The 1096-nt window shown below is 67.8% G+C and carries 2 protein-coding genes; one reads left to right on the forward strand and one right to left on the reverse strand.

The window, feature by feature from the left end:
* The first annotated feature begins 108 nt into the window (after nt 1-108).
* A complete protein-coding gene (locus WHI96_RS27730; RefSeq protein WP_345650380.1) occupies nt 109-633 on the forward strand; it encodes a DinB family protein in 525 nt (174 codons plus the stop codon).
* 69 nt (nt 634-702) lie between these two features.
* On the opposite strand, the gene WHI96_RS27735 is transcribed toward WHI96_RS27730, so the two are convergent.
* The coding region (locus WHI96_RS27735; RefSeq protein ID WP_349302524.1) for an arsenate-mycothiol transferase ArsC at nt 703-1096 on the reverse strand (394 nt) is incomplete at its 5' end.

Consider the following 1096-nt stretch of genomic DNA (forward strand, 5'->3'; position numbering starts at 1 on the left):
ACGTTCTCGTGGGGGCAGTTCGGCACCACCAGCAGCTCTACCCGCATCACATCAGTGTGCTCCTGGCCGGCCGCGGCGGCAGTAGCATCGGTGGTCGGAGGCGGTCGCATGGACCTGTACGAGGTCGGCGAGGAGTTGCGGCGAGCCCAGGCCGAGTTCCACCAGCTCGTCGGCACGGCTTCGCGCGGCGACCTAGAGCGCCTGACCAACGGCACACGGTGGACGAACCGGCAACTGCTGTTCCACATGGTCCTCGGCTACGGAGTCGTCCGCACGCTACTTTCCCTGGTGCGAACGCTCGACCGCCTCGGCTACAGCCGAGGCTTCGCCGCCGCCCTGAACGCCGCGCACCGCCCCTTCCATGCGATCAACTACCTCGGTCCCTGCCTCGCCGCTCGGCTGCTGTCCCCGCATGCCATGACCGCGCTGCTGGACACCGTCATCGGCTCCCTGCAGCGTCGCCTCACCACCGAGACCGAGCGGAGCCTGGCTTCGAGCATCTACGTGCCGACGGACTGGGATCCCTACTTCACGCCGACGATGAGCGTGCTCGACGTCTACCACTTCGGGACCCAGCACTTCGATCACCATCGACGCCAGCTCACCATCGCGGCACCGCACACCCAGTCATAAGGCCTACCGTGCAGTACCACCGCTGGCACTTCTGGCAGGGCAGAGCCCTTCTCGCCGACCGATAGTCCCTCAGCGGTCCGCTACATGAGGAGAGGCACTGTCATCCTCGCGCGCCAGCGCTGTTGTCGTTCTGTCGTTCCGCACCTGGGACGGTGCGACCTCCTCGAGGAGTGTGCGCACGCGCTGGGCGATGTCGTCGCGGATCAGGCGCATGCGGTCGAGGCCGTCGATGCCGCGTTCGGAGGGTTCGTCGGTGTCCCAGTTGCGTACTTCGGCTGCGGCGGGGTCGTCGACGGTGGCGTCGCGGCCGAGAGTGATGACGAGGTCGACCCGGCGCAGCAGGTCGGCGTCGATCGCCTTGGGCATCTCACCGGACATGTCGGCGCCGACCTCGGCGAGGCTGGCCGCGGAGAGCTGGTTGATCGAGGTGCCGGGCTGGGTGCCTGCGGAGTGCACCTCGACC

It is taken from the genome of Pseudonocardia tropica, assembly GCF_040105315.1.
GTDB lineage: Bacteria > Actinomycetota > Actinomycetes > Mycobacteriales > Pseudonocardiaceae > Pseudonocardia > Pseudonocardia alni.

Coding starts and splice junctions, on each gene's coding strand:
- WHI96_RS27730 (WP_345650380.1), top strand. CDS start 109: ATGGACCTGTACGAGGTCGGCGAGGAGTTGCGGCGAGCCCAGGCCGAG.